General features: G+C 65.9%; 2 protein-coding genes. Both read right to left on the reverse strand.

All coding sequences use genetic code 11. The features are described 5' to 3' along the window. Positions 1-409: 409 nt before the first annotated feature. Positions 410-3,286, reverse strand: coding sequence for an EAL domain-containing protein (locus tag ACT4OC_RS10000; RefSeq protein WP_444838819.1), 2,877 nt, complete (start codon positions 3,284-3,286; stop codon positions 410-412). A gap of 117 nt (positions 3,287-3,403) precedes the next feature. After that, a complete protein-coding gene (locus ACT4OC_RS10005) occupies positions 3,404-4,405 on the reverse strand; it encodes an NAD(P)H-quinone oxidoreductase (RefSeq protein WP_444838820.1) in 1,002 nt (333 codons plus the stop codon). Between the last annotated feature and the right edge of the window lie 123 nt (positions 4,406-4,528).

The raw sequence follows: 4,528 nt of genomic DNA on the forward strand, positions 1-4,528 counted from the left end.
CCGGGGAGATCACGTATAAACCGTCAAACCATTGCGCGGGGAAGGTCGGGATGTCCTGGCTGTACCTGTCAAATCCGTGTGCGTTTTCTTACTACCGTTGCACACGGTGCTGCGGGCGCAGCCGGCGCCCGGCCTTCTCCGCGCCCTCTGACCGAAGAGGGAGCAAACGAAATTGCAGAACCCGGGCGAAATCGAGTCGCGGGAATGAGAGCGCTTGCGTGCAACAAACTCACTGTCGTCCCGGGCAAGCGAGCAAAGCGAGCGCGACCCGGGATCCATAACCACAGGACAAGGTTTTGCGAAGGCTGGAGCTCCAACCTTTTCCAACAACTCGACCCTGTGGTTATGGACCCCGGCCTTCGCCGGGGCGACACTGCCTATACCGCTTGCAGCGTGGCTGCCTCGCGCCTCAGCTCGCCGCTTCCAGCCGTTCTTCCGTCAGCAGCCGCATCGCGGCGTCGGCGTCCATCGGCTCGCCGAAGGCGAAGCCCTGCGCGTATTCGCAGCCCAATTGGTAGAGCTCGACGGCGTCGGAGTCGGTCTCGGCGCCTTCGGCGACCACGTCCATGCCGAGATCGTGGGCGAGCGCGATGATCGATTTCAGGATCACCGGGCGCGTGCCGCGGCTGGTGGTGCGCACGAACGACTGATCGATCTTGATGGTGTCGAACGGGAAGCGCTGCAGGTACGAGAGCGAGGAATGGCCGGTGCCGAAATCGTCGAGCGACAGCCCGGTGCCGAGCTCGCGGATCCGCGTCAGCATCTGCGCCGCGTGCTCCGGGTTCTCCATGACCAGCGATTCCGTCAATTCCAGCTTCAGCGTGCCGCGCGCCACCGAGGAGCGCGACAGCACGGTCCGGATGTCGTGGATCAAATCGTGGCGCAGCAATTGCCGCGAGGAGACGTTGACGCTGGCGAAGATCGGCTCGCGCGAGCGCATCGCGCGCTGCCACACCGAAAGCTGCCGCGCGGTCTGGTCCATCACGAACATGCCGAGATCGACGATCAGGCCGATCTCCTCGGCGATGTTGATGAACTCCGACGGCGACATGCGGCCGAGCTTGGGATGGTCCCAGCGCGCCAGCGCCTCGAAGCCGGCGATGGTGCGATCCTCCAGCCGCACGATCGGCTGGTAGAGGATCGAGATCTCCTGGCGCTCGATGGCGCGGCGCAGCTCCGATTCCAGCGTCAGGCGGTCGGTCTTGCGCGCGCGCATCGCCGGCTTGTAGACGTCGATGCGGTCGCCGCCGATGCGCTTGGAGTGATACATCGCCAGCTCCGCATCCTTGATGATCTCCTCGGAGAGCTGCGCCTGCGGATCGGACAGCGCAAGGCCGATCGAGGCGGTGAGGAAGATCTCGCGGTCGTTGAAGGCGATCGGCGCGCGGATGGTCTTGCGAATGGTCTCGGCAAAGGCGGTGATGCGCGCGGATTCCTGCTCGGAGAGCAGGATCAGCCCGAACTGGTCGCCGGCGAGCCGGGCCAGCGTGTCCTGTGGTTTCAGGATGCGCGTCAGCCGCCGCGCCAGCGTCAGCAGGATGGAATCGCCGACGGCGATGCCGACGGAATCGTTGACCTGCTTGAAGCGGTCGAGGTCGATCACCATCAGGGTCGGCCGCAGCGTCGGCATCGTCTTGGCGAAGGTCGCGACCGCGTTGAGGCGGTCCATGAACAGCTTGCGGTTCGGCAGGCCGGTGAGGTTGTCGTGCACGCTGTCATGCAGCATGCGCTCCTCGGCGTTCTTGATGTCGGTGACGTCGGTCAGCGTGCCGATCACGCGCGACACCTCGCCGTCGGAGCCGACCACCGGACGCGCCTTCAGCGCGAACCACATGAAATGGCCGTCGGGCGTTCGCAGGCGGAAATCCTGCACCAGGCGGCCGCGGCGCTGGTCGAGCACGCTGTCGAGCGCGGCGCGGAAACGGTCCTGGTCCAGCGGGTGCAGCACCTCGAGCCATTTCGCGGCGGGGCCCTCCAGCGTGCCGCGCTTCAGGCCCAGCAGCGCCTCGGTCTCGGGGCTGGTGAAAACCTTGTCGGCGGAGACGTCCCAGTCCCAGATCAGGTCGCCGGAGCCGGCCAGCGCCAGTGCGCGGCGCTCGACGTCGGAGACGACGCCCGTGGTGGCGCCGCCGCCCGCAAAGGCGTGCTGCATGACCGTGAAGCCGATCAGCATCACGATCAGCACGAGGCCGCCGAGCAGGGCAGGGCCGACGATGTCGTTGGTGACGCTGCCCCCTACCGTCATGCCGGCGGCGATCACCCAGACCACGAGGAGGAACCAGGTCGGGATCAGCAGCACCGCGCGATCGAAGCCGTGGGTCGACAGGTAAACGATCAGCGCAAAGCCGGCGAAGGCGATCAGCACCAGCGACATGCGCGCGATGCCGGAGGCGACCGCGGGATCGAACAGCGCCAGCGCAACCAGCGAGCCGAGGAAGGTCAGCCAGCCGATGGTGATGTGCGAGTAACGCACGTGCCAGCGCGACAAATTGAGATAGGCGAACAGGAACACCAGCAATGTCGCCGCGAGGATCGCCTCGCCCGCCGCGCGCCAGACGCGCTCGGCGTTGTTCGACATGTCCAGCACCTTGCCCCAGAAGCCGAAGTCGACGCCGATATAGACCAGCACCGCCCAGGCGAGCGCGGCGGCGGCCGGAAACATGATCGAGCCCTTCACGACGAACAGGATGGTGAGAACCAGCGCCAGAAGGCCGGAAATGCCGATCACGATGCCGTGGTAGAGCGTGAAGGAGTTGACCTTGTCCTTGTAGGCTTCGGGCTCCCACAGATAGAGCTGCGGCAGGTTGTTGGTGCGCAGCTCGGCCACATAGGTGACGACGGCGCCGGGATCCAGCGTAATGCGGAAGATGTCGGCGGTTGCGCTTTCCTGCCGCTCGGGGCGGTCGCCGATCGAGGGCGTGATGGTGGCGACGCGCGACAGGCCGAGGTCGGGCCACAACAGGCCCGAAGACACGATGCGGTAGTGCGGCGCGACGATCAGGCGATCGAGCTGGTCGTCGGTGTTGTTGGCGAGCGCGAATACCACCCAGTTCTGGCCGCCTTCGCGGGCCCGGACCTCGATGCGGCGAACGATGCCGTCGGTTCCCGGCGCGGTGGAAACCTGGATGCGGTCGGTGTCGCTACGCTGATGGTCGAGCACGGCGGTGAGGTCGATGGCGGGCGCGTCACTGCGGACGCTGACGGCGTCGATCGCGCGCGCGGGCGCCGCGACAGCAACAATCATGAGGCCCAGCGCTATGCACGCAAGGCGCCTGATCCGACGCAATGTCAGTACTCCGCGATAACGTTCGCCCCGGCCAAGCGACCGGCCCGGCGTCTCGCGATAGATGCCATGAAAGCGAGGGAAATCAAAGGGTTTCCACCCGCCGATCGGTTGGGACAGTTAAACGGCCAACACAATTTTGCCAATATGTTGGCTGGTCTCCATGCGCCGGTGCGCATCGGCAGCCTTTTCCAGCGGGAAAGTGCTGTCCATCATGGGCTTTACCTTCCCCGCGCGCAGGAACGGCATCACCGTGGCCTCGATGGCCGCAACCATCGCCGCCTTATCCGCATTCGTACGGGGTCGCAGCGTCGAGCCGGTATGGGTCAGGCGCTTCACCATCAGCTTGGAAAAATTGGCCGTCGCCTTCGGCGCGTTGGACAGGAACGCGATCTGCACGATGCGGCCGTCGACCGCGGCGGCGTCGTAGTTGCGATCGATATAGTCGCCGCCGACCATGTCGAGGATGACATTGGCGCCGACGTTGTCGGTCGCCTGCCTGGTCTCGGCGACGAAGTCCTGGGTCTTGTAGTTGATCGCGACGTCGGCCCCGAGCTTGAGGCACGCAACGGCCTTGTCCTGCGCACCGACGGTGACGATCACCTTGGAACCGAGCGCTTTCGCAAGCTGGATCGCCATGGTGCCGATGCCGGAGGAGCCGCCATGGATCAGCAGCGTCTCGCCGGGCCTCAAGGCGCCGCGCTCGAACACGTTATGCCAGACCGTCATCAGCGTTTCCGGAATGGCGCCGGCTTCCGCCATGGTGAGCGAAGGCGGCACGGCCATCGCCTGGCCGTCTTGCGCAATGCAATACTGGGCATAGCCGCCGCCGGCCACCAGCGACATCACCTTGTCGCCGACCTTGTGCCTGCTGACACCGGGGCCTGTGGCGACCACTTCGCCCGCGATTTCGAGGCCGGGCAGGTCGCTGGCGCCGGGCGGCGGCGGATAGGCACCGGAGCGCTGCGCGACGTCCGGCCGGTTGACGCCGGCGGCCATCACCTTGACCAGCAGCTCGCCGGGGCCGGGCACGGGCAGGCTACGCTGCTCGGGGATCAGCACCTCCGGACCGCCGGGCTTGCTGATGGCGACAACGGTCATTTGCGCAGGCAGCTTTTCCATGATTTGTCCTTGGGAAATGCGGGAAATCCGGACCGATGCTTAGCCAGCCGGATTGCCGCTGGCAACCGTTGCCGAGCGCATATCACGGAGACGAGCGATGCCTATCGAAGACGACGACCGCCC

Origin of the sequence: Bradyrhizobium sp. (assembly GCF_052389815.1) — a bacterium.
In the GTDB taxonomy this organism is placed as follows: Bacteria; Pseudomonadota; Alphaproteobacteria; order Rhizobiales; family Xanthobacteraceae; genus Bradyrhizobium.